The sequence below is a fragment of the Cupriavidus sp. GW823-FHT06D04 genome, assembly GCF_058795055.1.
On record NZ_JBXAHL010000013.1, the window covers coordinates 140454 to 157625 of the forward strand.

The 17172-nt window shown below is 66.3% G+C and carries 16 protein-coding genes; 9 read left to right on the top strand and 7 right to left on the bottom strand.

The features are described 5' to 3' along the window. The first annotated feature begins 93 nt into the window (after positions 1–93). Together AC1Q7H_RS18220 and AC1Q7H_RS18225 are read left to right on the top strand one after the other, a co-directional pair. Positions 94–1032 (top strand): S1C family serine protease, encoded by a 939-nt coding sequence (locus AC1Q7H_RS18220; protein WP_153953431.1) that lies wholly within the window; start codon positions 94–96, stop codon positions 1030–1032. Between the two features lie 43 nt (positions 1033–1075). Beyond that, positions 1076–1720: a response regulator transcription factor gene (locus tag AC1Q7H_RS18225; RefSeq protein WP_153953432.1), complete on the top strand. Its 645-nt coding sequence runs from the start codon at positions 1076–1078 to the stop codon at positions 1718–1720. A 34-nt stretch (positions 1721–1754) separates the two neighbouring features. Here the strand turns inward: AC1Q7H_RS18225 and AC1Q7H_RS18230 are convergent, their stop codons facing one another. Then, on the bottom strand, positions 1755–2351 hold the full coding sequence (locus tag AC1Q7H_RS18230) for a DJ-1/PfpI family protein (protein WP_492378108.1): 597 nt from the start codon (positions 2349–2351) through the stop codon (positions 1755–1757). Between the two features lie 86 nt (positions 2352–2437). After that, entirely contained in the window at positions 2438–3562 is a 1125-nt protein-coding gene (locus AC1Q7H_RS18235) for an NAD(P)H-dependent flavin oxidoreductase (RefSeq protein ID WP_492378109.1), read from the bottom strand. A gap of 538 nt (positions 3563–4100) precedes the next feature. Here AC1Q7H_RS18235 and AC1Q7H_RS18240 point away from each other — a divergent pair. Continuing rightward, on the top strand, positions 4101–4739 hold the full coding sequence (locus AC1Q7H_RS18240; RefSeq protein WP_492381527.1) for a hypothetical protein: 639 nt from the start codon (positions 4101–4103) through the stop codon (positions 4737–4739). An 80-nt stretch (positions 4740–4819) separates the two neighbouring features. Here the strand turns inward: AC1Q7H_RS18240 and AC1Q7H_RS18245 are convergent, their stop codons facing one another. Then, positions 4820–5488, bottom strand: coding sequence for a GntR family transcriptional regulator (locus AC1Q7H_RS18245; RefSeq protein WP_492381528.1), 669 nt, complete (start codon positions 5486–5488; stop codon positions 4820–4822). Positions 5489–5820: 332 nt separating this feature from the next. On the opposite strand from AC1Q7H_RS18245, the gene AC1Q7H_RS18250 reads away from it, so the two are divergent. The 4 genes from AC1Q7H_RS18250 to AC1Q7H_RS18265 are packed head-to-tail and all read left to right on the top strand — an operon-like array spanning position 5821 to position 11358. Next, the gene (locus tag AC1Q7H_RS18250) at positions 5821–7074 is read left to right on the top strand and encodes an MFS transporter (RefSeq protein WP_013953347.1); all 1254 of its coding nucleotides are present in this window, start codon (positions 5821–5823) and stop codon (positions 7072–7074) included. A gap of 42 nt (positions 7075–7116) precedes the next feature. Further along, positions 7117–7929: a putative hydro-lyase gene (locus tag AC1Q7H_RS18255; RefSeq protein ID WP_153953435.1), complete on the top strand. Its 813-nt coding sequence runs from the start codon at positions 7117–7119 to the stop codon at positions 7927–7929. A 27-nt stretch (positions 7930–7956) separates the two neighbouring features. Then, positions 7957–9600 carry a 5-oxoprolinase subunit PxpB gene (gene pxpB, locus AC1Q7H_RS18260; RefSeq protein ID WP_153953436.1) on the top strand — a complete coding sequence of 548 codons (1644 nt, stop codon included), beginning with the start codon at positions 7957–7959 and terminating at the stop codon, positions 9598–9600. Positions 9601–9627: 27 nt separating this feature from the next. Beyond that, entirely contained in the window at positions 9628–11358 is a 1731-nt protein-coding gene (locus tag AC1Q7H_RS18265) for an acetyl/propionyl/methylcrotonyl-CoA carboxylase subunit alpha (RefSeq protein WP_013953344.1), read from the top strand. A gap of 39 nt (positions 11359–11397) precedes the next feature. Here the strand turns inward: AC1Q7H_RS18265 and AC1Q7H_RS18270 are convergent, their stop codons facing one another. Next, positions 11398–12201, bottom strand: coding sequence for a BPL-N domain-containing protein (locus AC1Q7H_RS18270; protein ID WP_013953343.1), 804 nt, complete (start codon positions 12199–12201; stop codon positions 11398–11400). A 287-nt stretch (positions 12202–12488) separates the two neighbouring features. Between AC1Q7H_RS18270 and AC1Q7H_RS18275 the strand changes: the two genes are divergently transcribed. Together AC1Q7H_RS18275 and AC1Q7H_RS18280 are read left to right on the top strand one after the other, a co-directional pair. Beyond that, positions 12489–12674: a hypothetical protein gene (locus AC1Q7H_RS18275; protein WP_492378129.1), complete on the top strand. Its 186-nt coding sequence runs from the start codon at positions 12489–12491 to the stop codon at positions 12672–12674. Positions 12675–12891: 217 nt separating this feature from the next. Beyond that, positions 12892–13767 carry an EamA family transporter gene (locus AC1Q7H_RS18280; RefSeq protein ID WP_492381536.1) on the top strand — a complete coding sequence of 292 codons (876 nt, stop codon included), beginning with the start codon at positions 12892–12894 and terminating at the stop codon, positions 13765–13767. Between the two features lie 24 nt (positions 13768–13791). Here AC1Q7H_RS18280 and AC1Q7H_RS18285 read toward each other — a convergent pair whose 3' ends face one another. From AC1Q7H_RS18285 to AC1Q7H_RS18295, 3 genes are all read right to left on the bottom strand, one after another. Beyond that, positions 13792–14484 carry a GntR family transcriptional regulator gene (locus AC1Q7H_RS18285; protein WP_013953340.1) on the bottom strand — a complete coding sequence of 231 codons (693 nt, stop codon included), beginning with the start codon at positions 14482–14484 and terminating at the stop codon, positions 13792–13794. Positions 14485–14604: 120 nt separating this feature from the next. Continuing rightward, a complete protein-coding gene (locus tag AC1Q7H_RS18290) occupies positions 14605–16218 on the bottom strand; it encodes an OpgD/OpgG family glucan biosynthesis protein (RefSeq protein ID WP_013953339.1) in 1614 nt (537 codons plus the stop codon). A gap of 133 nt (positions 16219–16351) precedes the next feature. Further along, the gene (locus AC1Q7H_RS18295; RefSeq protein WP_013953338.1) at positions 16352–17107 is read right to left on the bottom strand and encodes a TerC family protein; all 756 of its coding nucleotides are present in this window, start codon (positions 17105–17107) and stop codon (positions 16352–16354) included. Between the last annotated feature and the right edge of the window lie 65 nt (positions 17108–17172).

Sequence of the window (17172 nt, forward strand, 5' to 3'; positions counted from 1 at the left end):
AAACCACTCGTCTGCGCTTGCCTGCCTGGCTTCCTCAAGCTGGCCGGGCGCGCGACGCATCGGTTCACGTAGCAAATGGCAGGAGTCATCACCATGGAAACCTCAACCCCCAGCGGAAATCCCTTGCAGGATCTTTCCGCCAACTTGGCAGCCATTGCCGAGCGCGTCGGCCAGAGTGTCGTCGCGGTGCACGGGCGGCATCGCTTTCCCTCCAGTGGAGTCATCTGGCAACCCGGCGTGGTGGTCACGGCCGCGCATACGCTCAGGCAGGAAGACGGCATTGAAGTCACCCTGGCCGATGGCCGTACCGTGGCGGCCGTCCTGGTGGGACGGGACCCTGGCACCGACCTGGCCGTACTGAGGCTCGATGGCGTGGCGTCGAACCCGGTCGAGACCGGTGATGCGCGCTCCCTGAAGGCAGGCCATCTGGTGCTCGCGGTGGCGCGAGTGGACCGGCTTGGCACCAGCGCGGATTTCGGCGTTGTCGGCACTGCCGGCGGTCCATGGCGTACCTGGCGAGGCGGGCAATTCGACGCCTTCGTGCGGCTTGACGGCGGCCTGCGCCCCGGTTTCTCCGGAGCGGCCCTGGCGGATATGCAGGGGCGGGTCACGGGCCTGTGCACATCGGCGCTCGCGCCTGGCGCTGGCATCCTGATACCGGCAGCGACAGTGGCGCGCGTGAGCGGCGAACTGCTAAGCAAGGGACGTGTCTCGCACGGCTACCTTGGCGTGGGCACGCAGCCGGTGAGCCTGTCGGAGTCTTGGGTGACGAAGCTGAATCTGGCGTCCGGGCGCGGGCTACTGGTGGTATCGCTTGCGGCGGGCGGGCCTGCGGAGCAAGCCGGGGTGCTGATCGGGGATGTACTGATCGAACTGGATGGCAAGCCATGCCAAGACATGGACGACGTCCATGCCGCGCTGGGCGGCGACCGCATCGGGCAGTTGCTGAAGATCGGGCTGATCCGGGGTGGCGAGCGCAAGGAGTGCTCGATCACGGTGGGCGAACGCCAGCAACGGAAGTCGTGCGGCTGAGATTCATGCAAGCCGTCGCATGCCGGATGCCAGGATGACACCGATGAGCCCGGTCAGGGTCGCCGTGGTCGCCGTCTCGCCGCAGGCGCGGGCAAGCCTGCAGGCGCTTGTCGAGGCGGCGCCAGCGCTGGATTTCGCAGGCAGCGCGGCCGACACCGCAGGGATCGCCGACCGCTTTGCCGGCGACGTGCCGGATGTGGTCGTGATCGAACTTGAGCCGCAGGCCGGTGACCTGCCGGTGCCAGAGGCGGGCCGAGATTCCGCAGCGCCGGCGCTGGTCCTGCTCACCGACGAGGCGGACAGCGAATGGATCCATGAGGCGCTGGGAGCCAGCGCCACGGCACTACTGCCGCGTGGCGCGACGCCCAGCGAAATCATCTGCGCGATCGAAGCTGTGGCCGCGGGACTTTGCGTGCTGTCCCCGGAGATCCTCGCCAGGCTGCTGGCGGCGCGCAGGGCACCTCGCCAGACGGCATCCGCGGCTCTGACCGAAACGCTCACCCCACGCGAGCTTGAAGTGCTGGCCATGCTCGCCGAAGGGCTTGGCAACAAGGAAATCGCGCGCCAACTCGACATATCGGACAACACGGTGAAGTTCCACCTCTCCGCCATTTTCGGCAAGCTCGGCGCAAGCAGCCGCACCGAGGCTGTATTGCAGGGCATGCGGCACGGCCTCATCATGGTGTAGGAGGCTCAGCCCGGAGTCACATCACCAGCGCGCATCAGAGGAACGGCGAAATGTTCGCCATCGCGCGCGTCACGTAGGCCTCCTTCTCGCCCACTGGCGCCACATAGTCAATCGCGCTGCGTGCAGCCTCGACGCCTTCCAGACGGGCGATGAACCAGGCGGCCAGGTACTGCGACGCCAGGCACCCGCCGGCGGTTGCAACGTTTCCCTTGGCGACAAACGGCTGATCGAGCACGGCCACGCCGGCCTCCACTACCCATGGCTTGGTGGTCAGGTCCGTACAGGCCGGAACGTCGTTCACCAAGCCCAGTTTGGCGAGAATGAGCGTGCCCGAGCATTGCGCGCCCAGCATCTGGCGCGTCGGGTCGAAGCGGAGTTGCGACATCAGCGCAGCATCGGCGACGACGTCCCGGGTTCGGATCCCACTACCCACCAGCACAGCGTCCGCGTTGCATGCGTCCTCCAGCGATGCTTGCGCCTCCATCACCACACCATTCAGCGAACGCACCTTGGCCGCCGGACTGGCGATCGAAACCCGCCAGCCGGGCCGCCTGACCCGGTTGAGGATGGCGAGCGCGATCAGCGAGTCGAGTTCGTTGAAACCTTCGAAGGTCAGGATGGCGATGTGCATGGCGGGCCTCGTGGGAGTGGAGACATTGGGTTTGCGCCATCGTAGAGCCGACAGTCAGTACATTCAAATAATTGTTATAGATACGCTCAGGCTGCGTCCTGCGGGTCCGCAAACGTAGCCATGCGCAGGATCGCTTCCCTGAGCTCTGACCTGAGTTGCGCAACCAGCTCCGCGGCCGGCAGGGACCTGGCCAAGGGCGCTGCCTGCCCGGCCCACTGCGCTGCGTACTCAGCGCTCCCCGTGGCCTTGGCCGCGGCGTGAAGCGCCTTTCCCGCGTCATAGGCGATCGGGTAGTCCGGCACCGGAGGTGCGTCGGCGGCGATGCCGAGTGCCGTGAGCCGGTTGGTGAAGCCCCTGGCCGCGCGGCCCGATATGGCGCGGGTGAGTGTGGTCGGGCGCGGTTGGGGTGCGGTCAGCGCCGCGCGATAGGCGGCATCGGCAGATGACTCCGGGCAGGCGACGAATGCCGTGCCAAGCTGGGCGGCTTCCGCCCCGAGAGCCAGCACCGCGGCAATGCCTGCCCCGTCCATGATGCCGCCCGAGGCAATCACCGGAAGCTTCGTGCCCAGGACCAGAAGACGCACCAGAGCCAGCGTGCCGAGGCCTTCGTCGTAGCCATCGGTGTCGAAGGTGCCGCGGTGTCCGCCAGCTTCGATGCCTTGCGCGACGATGGCGTCCACGCCGGCGGCCTCTATCTGGCGGGCCTCCTGCAGGGACGTTGCACTGGCCAGCAGCACAATGCCGGCACCGCGTAGCGCATCAATTTTCTGCTGGGAGGGAAGGCCAAAATGGAAGCTCACCACCGCTGGCTTTTCTTCCAGCAGCATCTGGAACATGGCGTCGTCGGCCACGAAACTCTTGTAGATTTCCCGCAAGCTCGTGGGTGCTGTCCCGCCGTGCTCGGCAAACTGGGCGGCAAGGTAGGTGAGCCAGGCCTGCTCGCGCACCACATCGGCCTTGGCCGGGGCGTGGCAGAACAGGTTGACGTTGAATGGCTTGCCGGTCAGCGCTCTTGTCTCGCGGATTGTCTTTCGCGCGGCTTGCGCGTCCATTGCCCCGACGCCAAGCGAGCCCAGCCCGCCGGCCTCTGACACGGCGGCAGCCATGGCCGCTGTGCTGACACCGGCCATGGGCGCCTGGATGATGGGCGTGGCAATGCCCAGGATCGAAAGTAGGTTGCGGCGGTGGCTGGAAGGCGTGGAAGTGTCCATGAAAGTCTCTTTCTCTTTGAAGTGCAGAATTCCGCTCGGGAGATTATCGAAGGCGACGCTGTACCGGAGGGTATCGAGCATGCCATGAAATCTGGCAGCGTGAGATGTTGCTGCGGCTTCGCAATGCATTGTTCATCGCGCGACGCATCCGGAGCTGTCGGTGCGGGGCAAGGTGGCTTACCGCACGCGCCCCGCATTGCATGCTTGGGATACCCGGCAACTATCGACTAGCTTGGAAGCCTTGGGGCCGCTTCGATGGGGCATCATGATGAAGAGGATCACAGGGCGCCTGGTCACGATTGTTTCCATGGGCATAGCAGCAGGCCTTTCTGCCGCAAGCGGCGCGTGGGCCTCTGACATCGTCTGCAAATCAACTGCGCGCGAATCCCCCGTACGCTGCAACAACCCGGATGGCTCCGGGGTGAGATGCAACCTTGCGACGGACGAGGCCGGGCCGCGGGCGCGCCCGCGGCATCTGATCTGCGATTCGTCCAGGCTGTCAGAGCGCTACGAGCGCATCTACGCCGAGCAGCAAAGGATGCTGCGCAAGGGCAGGATCCAGGACTCGGACATCGCGGCGTGGCGCAGCCGGCGCGATGCCTGCGACTCGGTACGATGCCTGGAAAGCATGTTCGCCAAATTCTGGCGGGAGCGGGATTCGATGCGAATCGCACCGGGCCGGTCCGACTCCGCGAATCAGGCTGCAACGGCCAGGTCTACCCCGGCCAGCCAGGAGGCGGCACCGCCGCCCGCGGCGGCTTCCGCACAGGCCCCACAGGCCCCACAGGCCTCAACGCAGATCCCTGAGCCGACGCAGCGCGTACAAGAAGAGCCGCCGCCGGCAGTGCCGCTTGCCATGTCGGCCGGACCGGAACCCGTCGAACCAACACGGCCGACGGCTCCCGCTGTCGAAGCGCTGCCTGTCTGGCAAGGCACCACAGCGCCTCCGGTTGCCGGGAACAAGAACAGCAGCCCGGCCAAGCCCTATCCGGCAGCCCTTGCCGTGGAGAGCCTGCTTTCCGGACTTGCCGTGATGGGCGCGGGTTTCCTGTGGACGCGCCGTACCGCGCGCGCCCAGGATCGGACGCGTTTCGCCATCCCGGCGGCGGTGGTGGTGGTCTATGGCTTGCTGCTTGTGAATGCGCTGCTGCTGCCGTTTACGCTTGCCGTGAAGTGAGGGCACCACATCTTGAGCAGGCAGTGGCCATCGGGGCCCGGCGCGCAGCAGCTACGCATGGATACGCTCTGCGCCTGCGTTCAACGCCCCTTGAAAATCGGGTGCCGGGCGCAAACCGACAGCACGATGCGCTCGGACTGCGCCAGGTAGTCGTTGAGGGCCGCGGCACACTCTGCGAGCTTGCCCGACTCGAACAACTGCAGGATGTGCTGGTTCATCTCGACATATGGGCCATGCAGGAATTCCGGATCCTGCAGCATGCCGAACGCCAGGCGCAGCTCGGCGAGCAGGTGGGAGAACATCACGTTCAGCCGCTCGCTGTCGGCCAGTTCCACGATGGCCATATGGAACTCCATATTGGCGGTGCCCGCGCCTTGCCAGTCGCCGCGGTCGCGGCAGAGCAGTCCCGTTTCCACCGCTTCGCGCAGGTGCTTCCTGGCCGGATGGCTGGGGTAGGCCTGGGCGATGGCCTGGCACTCGATCATGCGGCGCACGCGGTAGATGTCGATGATGGCCGCGATGCTGGGAATCGCCACGGATACCCCGCGGTTGGGTTCGTGCTTGAGCAGGCCTTCCTTGGTCAGCACGCGAAAGGTCTCGCGCAAGGTATTGCGCGAGATCTGCAGGCTCTCGCTAAGCGCGGTTTCCGACAAGCGCTGCCCGGGCGCGAATTCGCCATGCACGATGCGCTGGCGAATCTGCTCCGTGACCCGCTCGGCCAGATTTCTTACGTCAGTACTGGATGTCATGTTGGCTTGCGTCGGGGCGACAGGTTCCGGCATGCCCCGTGCGGGGATGTTATCTCACTTTGTTGAACAATAGGCACAAGATTGGTGCGAAGGATGCCCTTAAACGTGAGTTAGGTGTATACCACGATCGAACAACAACCAATATTGTTCAACAATAAGTCATGGTGGTTGAGTCATACGTGCATATAAATGAACATGGCATGTGTTTTGCTAAACAGCGGTTGGGGTGCAGGGCCGCTGAATAGCGGTCTTGCTCGCTACCGAAACTTCGTCGTGAAGACAGCGCGACGAGCTTTGTCCACGCTTTGTCCTTATCCATAGTGAGCGCAACCATGTGGCTTAAAGAAACAAACCAGGCGGAGCGCAAGACGCTCTTTGCCGCCTTCGTCGGCTATGGGGTCGATGCCTTCGACTACATGATCTACACCTTCATGATCCCCACCTTCATCCTGGTGTGGGGCATGACCAAGGCCGAGGCGGGCTACATCGCGACGGGCGCGCTCATCAGCTCGGCCATCGGCGGCTGGCTGGCGGGCATCCTGGCCGACAAATATGGTCGCGTGCGGATCCTGCAGCTGACCGTGCTCTGGTTCAGTTTCTTTACGTTCCTGAGCGGCTTCACCCAGTCCCCCGAACAACTGTTCCTGACCCGCATGCTGCAAGGCCTGGGCTTTGGCGGCGAATGGTCGGTCGGTTCCTTGCTGATCGCCGAGATGATTCGGGCCCGCCACCGCGGCAAGGCGGTCGGACTGGTGCAAAGCAGCTGGGCCATCGGCTGGGGCCTGTCGGCGATTGCATTCTGGGCGGTCTATGCCATGTTCGAGCAGCAATACGCATGGCGCGTGCTGTTCTGGGCCGGCGTGCTGCCGGCGATCTTTATCCTGTATATCCGCCGCAATATCTCCGAGCCCGAGGTGTATCAGGAAACCAGGGCCAAGCTGGCCCGCACCGGGCAAAGCAATAACTTCATGCTGATCTTCAAGCCCGGCGTGCTGCGCGTGACGGTGCTGGCAAGCCTGCTGGCGACCGGCATGCAAGGTGCCTACTACTCGGTGACGACCTGGCTGCCCACCTACCTCAAGATGGAGCGCAATCTCTCCGTGCTCAACACCAGCGGCTACCTGATGGTGCTGATCGCCGGGTCCTTCGCCGGCTACCTGACCAGCGCCTGGCTGTCCGACCGCCTGGGGCGCCGGCGTTGCTTCATGCTGTTTGCGGTGAGCGCGGCCTTCCTCGTGATCTGCTATACGCAGTTGCCGATCACCGACGCTGCCATGCTGGTGCTGGGTTTCCCGCTGGGTTTCTTCCTGTCCGGCATCTTCTCGGGGATGGGGGCGTACCTGACGGAGCTGTATCCGAGCCATATCCGCGGCTCCGGCCAGGGCTTCTGCTACAACTTTGGCCGTGCGGTCGGTTCCATATTTCCGGCCATGATCGGGCATATGAGCGCATCGATGTCACTGGGTGTTGCCATCGGCTATCTCGCCGCCGGCGCCTATGGGCTGGTCGTCATTGCCTGCCTGCTGTTGCCGGAAACGCAAGGGCGCGAACTGCTCGCCGAAGCCGGGGCCGAGGCTGCGCATTGAGATTCGCGCGTTCGCCTGATCCAAGACACTGGAGCAACACTCATGCAAGATTCCGCACTGGAACGCGCCCGCATCGCCGCCGTGAATGCCGCGCGCGAAGCGCGCGCAAGCTACCGTGCCGGCACGGTACAGCCTACCGCCGGCATTGCACCGGGGATGACGCAAGCCAACATGATCGCGTTGCCGCGCGACTGGGCCTGGGACTTCCTGCTGTACGCGCAACGCAACCCCAAGGCCTGTCCCGTGCTCGACGTGATCGAAGCGGGTGCACAGCAGACCGTGCTGGCGCAAGGGGCGGATATCCGCACCGACATCCCGCTGTATCGCGTGTGGCGCGACGGCAAGCTGGTGGAAGAGGTGGCGGACGCCACGCCCCTGTGGACTGAGTACCCGGATCTGGTCACCTTCCTGATCGGCTGCAGCTTCACCTTCGAGACGCCGCTGCAAGAGGCAGGCATCGAGGTGCGGCATATTGCCGACGGTTCCAACGTGCCGATGTACCGCACCAACCGCCAGTGTCGCCCGGCTGGCCGCCTGCATGGCGAGATGGTCGTGTCCATGCGGCCCATCCCTGCGCACCGGGTTGCCGATGCGGTTTCCATCAGCGGACGCTTCCCGTCGGTGCACGGCTCGCCCGTCCATGTCGGCGACCCGGCCGCGCTGGGCATTGCCGACCTCGCCAGGCCTGACTTTGGTGACGCCGTGCGTATCGAGCCGGGCGAGATCCCGGTATTCTGGGCTTGCGGCGTCACGCCCCAGGCGGCCGTGATGGCGTCGGGCGTGCCGTTCGCCGTGACGCATGCGCCGGGCCACATGTTCATTACCGACGTGCCAGACAGCACGTATCACGTCTAGGACCCCCGGGTCATTGCGGAGCTCGTTTTGCGTTTTCTGCCCGTCACTTCGAATGCGCTGCTGGTGGAACTGGCCGACCTGGACCAGACCCTGGCCTTGCTGGCCTCGCTGCAGCGCGATCCCCTGCACGGCGTGGCGGAGTTGGTGCCCGCCGCGCGCACCATCCTCGTTTACTTTCGCCCATTGGCCACCAGCGCCGCCGCGCTGGTACGGGCCATCGCCGCGCGCGACCTGTCGCAGCGCGTCGAGCGCAGCAACATCCTGGTCGAGATTCCGGTGCGCTATGACGGCGAGGACCTGGCCGAGGTGGCCCAGCTGCTTGGCATCACGCCCGGGGAAGTGGTGCGCCGCCACACCGCCAGCGAATACACCGTTGCCTTTACCGGCTTTGCGCCAGGCTTTGCCTATCTCAGCGGCGGCCATCCCAGCTTCGACGTGCCGCGCCGCAGTACGCCGCGCACGCGTATTCCCGCCGGCGCCGTGGGCCTGGCTGGCACCTTCAGCGGCGTGTACCCGCAAGCCAGCCCGGGCGGCTGGCAGATCATCGGGGTTACCCCCGTGGCCATGTGGGACCTGGATCGCGAACAGCCCGCGCTGCTGCAGCCCGGCTATCGCGTGCGGTTCATCGACATCGCCACGCTCGATGGCGCGCTCGATGCGGGCAGCGGCATCGCCGCCGGCGCCCCGGCGGGCCAGCCGTTGCCGACGGACAAGGCGCCTGCTGCCGCGGCGCTGAAGGTGAAGGCCACCGGGCTGCAGACCGTGTTCCAGGACCTGGGCCGGCACGGCCAGGCTGGGCAGGGCGTCTCGGCCTCGGGTGCGATGGACCAGGCCGCCCTCAAGATGGCCAACCGCCTGGTCGGCAACCGCAGCGACGGCGCGGCGCTCGAGACCGTGGGCGGCGGCCTGCAACTGCAGAGCGTGGGCGAAACCGTGCTGGCTGTCACCGGCGCCGATGCGGCGCTGACGGTGCGCACTGCCGATGGCCGCCAATGGAGCGTCCCGAACCACCAGGCCGTGGCGCTGGCCGATGGCGACACGCTAAGCATCGGTCAGCCTCTTGCCGGCGCCCGCAGCTATGTGGCTGCACGCGGCGGGTTTGGCGTCGCGCCGGTCCTGGGCAGTTGTGCGACTGACACCCTGGCCAAGGTCGGCCCCGCGCCGCTGGCCGTGGGCGATGTGCTGGACCTGCTGCCCGCAGCGGCCGGCGCTGTCGTGGGCACCCCCGGCTTGCCTGCCGCCGACCTGCCCACGGTGGAGCAGGACGTCGTGCTGGACGTGGTGCTCGGTCCCCGCACCGACTGGTTCACTGCCGAGTCCGTGACGCGCCTTGCCGCGCAGCGCTGGCAAGTCACCCCACAATCCAACCGCGTGGGCCTGCGCCTGGCCGGCGAGGTGCCGCTGGAGCGCGCCATCACCGGCGAACTACCCAGCGAGGGCACCGCCCTGGGTGCGTTGCAGGTGCCGCCAAGCGGCCAACCCGTGCTGTTCCTGGCCGACCACCCGCTGACCGGCGGCTACCCCGTGATCGGGGCCGTGGCGCCTTACCACCTGGACCTCGCCGGACAGATTCCGGTTGGCGCCTGGCTGCGTTTCAACCCGGTCGGCGCCTTCGAAGAATTTCAACCGTCAGAACTGCAACCGTCGGCGCAGCGACCGTCTGCCGCCTGAGCGCACAAGCCCCAACCGAGATTTGCGATGAAGAAAGTCCTGATTGCCAACCGTGGCGAGATTGCCGTCCGCATCATCCGCGCCTGTGCCGACTACGGAGTCGGGTCGGTGGCGGTGTATGCCAATGCCGATATCGACGCGCTGCACGCGCGACTGGCCGATGAGGCCTACGGCCTGGACGGCGACCGTCCGGCGGACACCTACCTGAACATTCCCAAGCTGCTCGAAATCGCCCGACGCAGCGGGGCAGATGCCGTGCATCCGGGCTACGGCTTCCTCTCGGAAAGTGAAGCCTTTGCCAAGGCAGTGATCGATGCCGGCCTGGTCTGGATTGGCCCGTCTCCCGCCACGATTGCCCGGCTGGGCGACAAGGTGGAAGCGCGCAAGATCGCCTTGCAGGTTGGTGCGCCGCTGGTCGCCGGCACGGCAGACCCGGTCGCGGACGCCAGCGAGGTACTGGCCTTTGCCGAGCAGAACGGCCTGCCGATTATCATCAAGGCAGCCTTCGGCGGCGGCGGCCGCGGCATGAAGATTGCATGGCGCATGGATGAGGTTGAAGAGCTGTACGCCTCCGCCGTGCGCGAGGCTGTCACTGCCTTTGGCCGCGGCGAATGCTTTGTTGAGCAGTTCCTCGACAAGCCTCGCCATATCGAAGCGCAGGTACTGGCCGACCAGCATGGCAATGTCGTGGTGCTGGGCACGCGCGACTGCTCGCTGCAGCGCCGCAACCAGAAGCTGGTCGAAGAAGCCCCCGCGCCGTTTCTGACCGACGCGCAGCGCGCGCGTATCCACGCCGCCGCCCGCGACATCTGTGCGGCGGCCAACTACACCAGTGCCGGCACCGTGGAATTCCTGCTCAGCGCCAGCGGCGCGATCTCCTTCCTGGAGGTCAACACCCGCCTGCAGGTGGAGCACCCCGTGACCGAGCAGACCACCGGCGTGGACCTGGTGGTCGAGCAATTGCGCGTGGCGGATGGCTTGCCGCTCTCCATTACCGAAACCCCGGCGCCGCTGGGCCATTCGATCGAGTTCCGCATCAACGCCGAGGACGTGGGCCGCGGCTTCCTGCCCACGCCCGGGCCGGTGCTGCGCTTCGATGCTCCGTCGGGCCCCGGCGTACGCGTGGATTCGGGCGTGCAGTCGGGCTCGGTGGTCCCCGGCACATTCGACTCGCTGATGGCCAAGCTCATCGTGACCGGTGCCACGCGCGAACAGGCGCTGGCGCGCGCGCGCCGTGCGCTGCGCGAGTTCCGTATCGAGGGTGTGGCGTCGGTGCTGCCGTTCCACCGTGCGGTGATCGACCACGCAGATTTCCTCGGCGCGGATGGCTTCAGGGTCCACACGCGCTGGATCGAGTCCGACTTCGCCGAACCGCTGGCGGCGGCCACCCGTGCTGAGCCCCAGCACGATGCCAGCCTGGTGCGCACCGCCATCGAGATCGACGGCCGCCGCATGGTGCTGGGCCTGCCGGCGCAGCTGCTGCGCGGCCTCGCCGACGCGCCCGGGCAAGGCAGCGCCGCGGCGCCGGCCCAGGCCGCCGCTACCGACCCGGCCGACCTGCCGTCCCCGATCGCCGGCACCGTGCAGACCTGGAAGGTCGCAGTTGGCGACGAGGTCAAGGAAGGCGACTTGATCGCCGTGATGGAAGCCATGAAGATGGAGATGCAAGTCCATGCTCATCGCGGCGGCCGCGTAACGTGGCAGGCGGCCGCAGGCACTTTCCTGACGGCGGGGACGCGGCTGGTCAACATTGTGTGAATTCACTAAGAATGCCGGCCAAAGGGTAGGGCGCGCCGCTCAGTTCAGCACAAGCCCCGCGTGCGCCAGCAAGCGGCGAAACACCGCCAGGCGTGTATCGCCGGTCTCCGCCAGCCGGTCGCAGACATGGAGGTGTTCAGGCATATCGCTGTGTCCGCGCAGCGCATCCTTGCACTCCCGCTCGGAGATCTCCAGGTGGACACCGGCGAGCACCGCGCGGCCCTTGCCAACCCGTGAACTGACGATGGCGGGCGGCGTGCCATCGATATCCGCATAGACGGCCAGGACCTGAGTGTCGGGGCCGGGGGCGTCGCCGAAGTCAAAGCGGCAGCCGCCATGGTAGTGGGTGTATAGCGACATCGGGACATCGGTCAGGCTGTCCGTGGTGCGCAGTTTCACCGCGGCCGTGGTACGCGGCGTGCCGTCATACAGCATGCCGTCGGTAAGTTCTGGCAGCGAGCCCACTGCCACCGCGTCGACAAAGCTCAGCTCGCGCGGGCCGCAGATTGCGCCCCTGGTGCCGGCGTGAAACGCCAGTTCCCGGCATGCGTAGTAAGCGCCCGCGCAAATCCCGAGGTAGACGCCGCCCTGCTCGACGAAATGCCGGATGCGCGCGTTCGGGGCACCGTTCAGCATTGCACAGTAGGGAAGGTCGGCGCCACCCGGCATGACAAACAGCACCGCCCCATCGAACAGCGTGGCGTCGTGCCGGATGTCGTCTGCCATCACCGCACGGATCTCGTAGGTGCTGGCATGGAGTTGGTGCCCGATGGTCCGCATCAGGCATGCGGTCCAGTCGGAAGCCCCGGCGTCGACATAGGTCAGGATCTGGGGCCTTGGCATACCGGCATCCGTTTTTGAATAACGAACGGAAACTCACGGGACGGCTCCGGCACCGGTCTCGGAGAGGAGGTCGGGTGATCCAAGGTGCTCTTATTGTGCATCGACAAGGCATATCGTTGCCCTGAATGGATTCAAGCACAACGCTGCCGATCGGCAAGATTTCGGTGACATCGCCAACAAATTGTTGCTCTCCCACATACGTACTTTCACCTAATGCTGCATTGCGACAATTCTTTTGCTACAATCAGGGAAAACCCCATAAGGGTAATCCCGAAAGGAAGGACGCCATGAACACCCAATCCGATATCAAGCTGACTGACCAACTCGAACGCGACCTGATCGACCGTGAACTCGGTACGCAAAGCCTGGGCTTCGCCCACGACGTGAAGCGCGCCATCGCCTTCGTCCAGAACGCGATCGAGCGCCTGCAGACCCAGGCCCGCAAGGCCAAGGTGGTCTACGCCAACGGCTAAAGTGTTGTTTGCAGCATAGTAGTTGCGGCCCGTTGCGGGCTGCGTTGTAGAACCGGCCATACGTGCGCCCGCCCGGGCAGACGCGGCCGGTTTTGTTTTGCCCGCGGCTTTTTGCGTGCTTTGTGAAGAACTTTCGCAAGGCTTGCCAGACCTTTTCGTTTGGCCGGGACCCGGCAGGGGGCTATCGTGGATGCCTTCGCAATACGCCTTCCCGACCATGCCCCCGCTTGTCCTGCTGTGCCTGCTGATCACCTATGTAGTCTGGGGCACGACCTACCTGGCGATCCGCTTTACGCTGGAGAGCTTTCCGCCGCTGTTCATGATGGGCACGCGCTTCCTGTGCGCGGGCTTGCTGCTGGCCGCCTGGCTGGCGTGGCGGGGCACGCCGATGCCGCCGTGGCGGCTGTTGCGCAACTGCGCGGTGCCGGCGCTGTTCCTGCTGGTGGGCGGCATGGGCTTGACCGCGATTGCCGAGCAGACGATTTCTTCCGGCGCCACCACGGTGATGATCGGGTCGATGCCGATCTTCGCGCTGATCTGGAGTGCCTGCTTCGGCAACCGGCCGAAATGGTATGAGTACGTGGCGATCGCGATTGGCAGCCTGGGCATCCTGGTGCTGACCGCGGGGGCGGAATTCCGCGTCAGTACCGGGGGCGTGGTGGCGCTGATGCTGGCCGTGGCGAGCTGGTCGTTCGGCTCGCAGCTGGCGCGCCGGCTGGAACTGCCCCAGGGCGCCGCGGCATTTGCCGCGGAGATGCTGATCGGCGGCGCGGTGTTGATGGTGCTGTCGGCGCTGCGGCAGGAGCCGTGGCCGGCATCGGTCAGCGCGCAGGCCGGATGGGCCTGGATCTACCTGGTAGTGGCGGGGTCGCTGGTGGCGTTCTCTGCCTATATGTACCTGGTGTCCACGGTCAGCCAGACGCTGTCGGCCAGCTATGTCTATGTGAACCCGCCGGTGGCGCTGGCGATGGGCGCGTGGCTGGGCGGCGAGCAGATCGCCCCGCAGACGCTGGGTGCGGTGATGCTGATCCTGGTGGCGCTGGCCGTGCTTAGCCTGGGCACGCTGCGCACGGCGCGGACTCAGGCGGCCTGATACTGCCGACTGCCACCGGGCAGATCAACTGCCCGACTGTTCCTGGATCCAGAGCGACAGCCGCACCTTGTAGGCCTGCTGGATATGCCGGCGCGCGATCTGCTCGGCCAGTGCCGGGTCGCGCTTTTCCAGCGCCTCGACCAGCGAGATGTGTTCTTCGTAGGAGCTGCGCGCGCGCCCCGGCACTGCCAGCGTGGTGCGTCCCAGCAGTGCCATCGACTCATGCAGCGAGCGCAGCGTCTTCAGCAGGTAGCGGTTGTGGGCGCAGCGGTGCAGGGTTTCGTGGAAGAGCCGGTTGTTCAGCGCGAGCCGGTCGGGATCGTCGGCGATGGCCAGGTCGCGCTCGACGATATCGCGCAGCAGCGAGATCTCCACGTCGGTGGCGTGGCGCGCGGCCAGCGCGGCGGCGGTGCCTTCCAGCACTTCGCGCATCACGTACAGCTCGCTGACCATGCTGGCGTCGAGCTGGGTGACCATCATGCCGCGGTTGGGCTCGTTGACGACCAGCCCTTCGGACTCCAGCCGCGACAGCGCTTCACGCACCGGCGTGCGCGACAGGCCCAGGGATTCGGCCAGTTCCACCTCGCGCAGCCGCGTGCCGGGGGACAGCTGGCCGGCCTGGATGGCGGCGCGCAGTTGCTGGTAGGCGCGCTCTGAGCGCGGGAGCGATGCGGCCTGGCCACTCTCGGCGGCGCCGGCGAACTCTTGAGAAATCATGTGAGGCTGGCTGATGCGGTTGGACTGTCGTAGCCAGCCATCATACCCGCTCGTGCGCGGCTGACATCACGGCGACGCAATATGGGGTAAAGGGCCCGGCGCGCGGCCGTGCCGGGCGCTTCAGCCCGCCGGTGACTGGAACGGATGGTATTGATAGAGCCAGGTCTCGGACAGCGGCTTGCCGTTCATCCTCAGGAACAGGCGGATATCGACCGGCTGGTTGCCGTCGGCGGTCAGGTCGAACTGGGCACGCCAGTGGCCCGGCACGCCGTTGGGAACGGCCTCGGTGAAGACGTAGGAGAAGGTGCCGCGCGAGGCGGTCAGCACGGCCTCGGGTTTGACGCCGAAGGGCAGTTTTTCCAGCGGCGCGCCCTTGAACTCAACCATGAACTTGCGCACGCCCTTTGGCCGCGGCTGGCCCGGCTGGCCGCCATTGCCCAGGCGCGTGGCCACGCATCGCGCCAGCGGCGAGGGGAAGGGCTCGTCGGCCTGCCAGTGCAGCCGGTAGCGCAGGCGGTAGGTGCTGCCGGCCTTGGCCGGGGCCTTGGGCACCCACATGGCGACGATGTTGTCGTGGATCTCGTCATCGGTGCGCAGCTCAACCAGCTGCACCGAACCGGCGCCCCAGCCGTCGCGCGGCTCGACCCACAGGCTCGGGCGGCGCTCATAGTTGACGCCGTCCTGGTAGTGGTCGAACAGGCGGTCGCGCTGCAGCAGCCCGAAGCCCTTGGGGTTGTCGTCGGAAAACGCCGAGGCCGTGGTCTGCGGCGGGTTGTTCAGCGGGCGCCAGATATGCTCGCCGGCGCCGTTCCACAGCGCCAGGCCGTCGGAGTCGTGCACCTCTGGGCGCCAGTCGACGGCGGTGCCCTTGATGCCTTCAGAGAACCAGAACATCGAGGTCAGCGGCGCCAGCCCCAGCCGGCCCACATCCTTGCGCAGGAACAGCGCGCATTCCACATCCATGATCACGGCCTTGCCACGCTGCATGACGAAGCGGTAGGCGCCGGCGATGCTGGGGCCATCCAGCAGGGCATAGACCGTGACGGTATCGCCGTTGCCCTCAGGCGTTTCGAACCAGAAATGGGTGAAGGCCGGGAATTCCTCGGACTTGCCGGCTTCGGCCACGTCGATGGCAACGCCGCGCGCGGACAGCCCGTACTGGTACAGGTCGCCGATGGCGCGGAAATACGATGCCCCGAGGAAGGCAACCCAGTCGTTCTTGCGCCAGTCGCGCGTTTTCTGGTCGCCGAGGCGGCTTTCCTGGAAGCGGAAGCCGGCAAAGCCGCTGCCCGGCGGCAGCTTGTGCGCGGGGCTGTCGGCCGGCATGTCGAAGTAGGCGTCGTCGTAGACGATCTCGCGGGCCTTGGCGGGGCTGCCCTTGGCGCGCTCGATCACGTGCATGCGCACCGGCGTGCGGAAGTACGTGCCGAGGTGAAAGAAGGTAACCGGGAACTGCCCGGGGCCACTGGCAAAGAGCGCGTCGTCGGTGCGGAAGCGGATCTTGCCGTGGGCGTCGTAGTCGATGCGGGACAGCACGTCCGCGGGCGGCGACGGCGGCGGCGCGTAGGGCTTGCCGGCCAGCGCGCGGGCCCGTTCGATCAGGGCGTCGAAACCGAATGGCTGGGCCTCGCCGAGCTTGATCCGGCTGGCTGCCAGCACCGACGGGGTAATGCCCAGTGCGGCGAGCGCGGCGGACGCAGTGGCGGAGACCAGCAGGGTTCGGCGGTTCATCATGTGGCGAGAGCGTCCTTTTATTGTCCGGGGGTTGTGCAGAACTGTAAGAGACGCCGCCGTCCGCGAAAAGTTCGGACACCCTCTGTTACAGGCAGCCGCCCGCAGCCTGACTGCAAGCGGCCGCCGCCGCACATCAGTGCGCCTGCCCGCCGGCCCGGCGCCGCTGGCGCCGTTGCCGCGCCAGCATATTCAGCCCCTCGACCGCGGCCGAGAACGCCATCGCCGTATAGATATAGCCCTTGGGCACATGGGTGCCGAGGCCCTCCGCGACCAGTGTCATGCCGATCATCATCAGGAAGGCCAGCGCCAGCATCACGATGGTCGGGTTGCGGTTGATGAAGTTGGCCAGCGGTGTGGCCGCGAACAGCATCGCCATCACCGCGGCGATCACCGCCACGAACATGATCTGCACATGCTCGGTCATGCCGACCGCGGTAATGATGCTGTCGATCGAGAACACCAGGTCCAGCACCAGGATCTGGCCGATGGCCGAGGCAAAGCTCTGCACCGCCTTAGCCGTGCCGCCTTCCTCGGCTTCCTCGTCCGCCGAGACATGGTGGTGGATTTCGCGCGTGGCCTTCCAGACCAGGAAGGCGCCGCCCGCAATCAGGATGATGTCGCGCCACGACAGCCCCTGGCCCAGGATGGTGAACACCGGCTCGGTGAGCTTGACGATGAAGGCGATGGTGGCCAGCAGGCCCAGGCGCATCACCAGCGCCAGGCTGATGCCGATCTTGCGCGCCTTTTCGCGCATGGCTTCTGGCAGCTTGTTGGTCAGGATCGAGATGAAGATCAGGTTGTCGATCCCAAGCACGATTTCCATGGCCACCAGGGTGGCCAGTGCCGCCCACGCGGCGGGGTCCTGCAGCAATGCCAACGACGCTTCCATGAGGGCTCCGGGTGTCAGGTTGCAGGCTGGCGCCGGACGGTGGTCCGCCCGGGGCACATGCACGC

What these genes read in the sequence shown, in the direction of transcription:
- AC1Q7H_RS18295 (WP_013953338.1), bottom strand. Translation starts at nt 17,107, where the DNA reads ATGGAAGCGTCGTTGGCATTGCTGCAGGACCCCGCCGCGTGGGCGGCA.
- AC1Q7H_RS18235 (WP_492378109.1), bottom strand. Translation starts at nt 3,562, where the DNA reads ATGGACACTTCCACGCCTTCCAGCCACCGCCGCAACCTACTTTCGATC.
- AC1Q7H_RS18270 (WP_013953343.1), bottom strand. Translation starts at nt 12,201, where the DNA reads ATGCCAAGGCCCCAGATCCTGACCTATGTCGACGCCGGGGCTTCCGAC.
- AC1Q7H_RS18245 (WP_492381528.1), bottom strand. Translation starts at nt 5,488, where the DNA reads ATGACATCCAGTACTGACGTAAGAAATCTGGCCGAGCGGGTCACGGAG.
- AC1Q7H_RS18275 (WP_492378129.1), top strand. Translation starts at nt 12,489, where the DNA reads ATGAACACCCAATCCGATATCAAGCTGACTGACCAACTCGAACGCGAC.
- AC1Q7H_RS18250 (WP_013953347.1), top strand. Translation starts at nt 5,821, where the DNA reads ATGTGGCTTAAAGAAACAAACCAGGCGGAGCGCAAGACGCTCTTTGCC.
- AC1Q7H_RS18280 (WP_492381536.1), top strand. Translation starts at nt 12,892, where the DNA reads ATGCCCCCGCTTGTCCTGCTGTGCCTGCTGATCACCTATGTAGTCTGG.
- AC1Q7H_RS18285 (WP_013953340.1), bottom strand. Translation starts at nt 14,484, where the DNA reads ATGATTTCTCAAGAGTTCGCCGGCGCCGCCGAGAGTGGCCAGGCCGCA.
- AC1Q7H_RS18240 (WP_492381527.1), top strand. Translation starts at nt 4,101, where the DNA reads ATGCTGCGCAAGGGCAGGATCCAGGACTCGGACATCGCGGCGTGGCGC.
- AC1Q7H_RS18290 (WP_013953339.1), bottom strand. Translation starts at nt 16,218, where the DNA reads ATGATGAACCGCCGAACCCTGCTGGTCTCCGCCACTGCGTCCGCCGCG.
- AC1Q7H_RS18225 (WP_153953432.1), top strand. Translation starts at nt 1,076, where the DNA reads ATGAGCCCGGTCAGGGTCGCCGTGGTCGCCGTCTCGCCGCAGGCGCGG.
- AC1Q7H_RS18265 (WP_013953344.1), top strand. Translation starts at nt 9,628, where the DNA reads ATGAAGAAAGTCCTGATTGCCAACCGTGGCGAGATTGCCGTCCGCATC.
- AC1Q7H_RS18230 (WP_492378108.1), bottom strand. Translation starts at nt 2,351, where the DNA reads ATGCACATCGCCATCCTGACCTTCGAAGGTTTCAACGAACTCGACTCG.
- AC1Q7H_RS18255 (WP_153953435.1), top strand. Translation starts at nt 7,117, where the DNA reads ATGCAAGATTCCGCACTGGAACGCGCCCGCATCGCCGCCGTGAATGCC.
- AC1Q7H_RS18220 (WP_153953431.1), top strand. Translation starts at nt 94, where the DNA reads ATGGAAACCTCAACCCCCAGCGGAAATCCCTTGCAGGATCTTTCCGCC.